Below are 825 nucleotides of genomic sequence, written 5' to 3'. Positions count from 1 at the left end.
TGACCGACGACGGTCCGCTACGCCTGGAGATACCGCGCGACCGCGACGGCAGCTTTGCCCCGATCCTGATTCCGAAGCACGAGCGGCGTTTTACGGGCTTTGACGACAAGATCATCGCGATGTACGCCCGCGGCATGACGGTGCGCGAGATCCAGGGGTTTCTGGCCGAGCAGTACGGCACCGAGGTGTCGCCGGAGTTCATCAGCTCGGTAACTGACGCCGTGATGGACGAGGTGATGGCCTGGCAGGCACGCCCGCTCGAGCCGATGTATCCAGTGGTGTTCTTCGACGCGCTGCGGGTCAAGATCCGCGAGGAAGGACTGGTACGCAACAAGGCGATCTATCTGGCGCTGGGCATCCTGCCGGACGGCACGCGGGACATCCTGGGACTGTGGATCGAGAACACGGAGGGCGCGAAATTCTGGATGAAGGTGTTCAGCGACCTGAAGGTGCGTGGCGTGCAGGACATCCTGATCGCGGTCACCGATGGACTGAAGGGTATGCCTGAGGCGCTGGGTGCGGTGTTTCCGGCCACCACCCTGCAGACTTGCATCGTGCACCTGATCCGCAACTCGCTGGACTACGCGAGCTGGAAGGATCGAAGGGGGCTGGCTGCGGCCATCAAACCGATTTATACGGCGGCCAGCGCTGAGGCTGCCCAGGCCGAACTGGACGCGTTCGAGCAGGGCGAGTGGGGCAAGCGATTCCCGACGGTAGTAGCCGCCTGGCGTCGGGCCTGGGATCGCGTGATTCCCTTCTTTGCGTTTCCGCCTGCGGTGCGCAAAGTGATTTACACCACGGATGAAATCGACAAGCCCCTGCTTG

General features: G+C 62.9%; 1 protein-coding gene. It reads left to right on the top strand.

Going from position 1 to position 825, the window contains the following annotated elements; genetic code table 11:
• Nucleotides 1-825 (top strand): IS256 family transposase (locus NE850_RS39365; protein WP_310700428.1); only part of this gene is annotated, 825 nt, incomplete at both ends.

The organism is Paraburkholderia sp. USG1 (assembly GCF_031570135.1).
In the GTDB taxonomy this organism is placed as follows: Bacteria; Pseudomonadota; Gammaproteobacteria; order Burkholderiales; family Burkholderiaceae; genus Paraburkholderia; species Paraburkholderia dioscoreae.
This window is presented reverse-complemented; position numbering and strand designations above follow the sequence as displayed.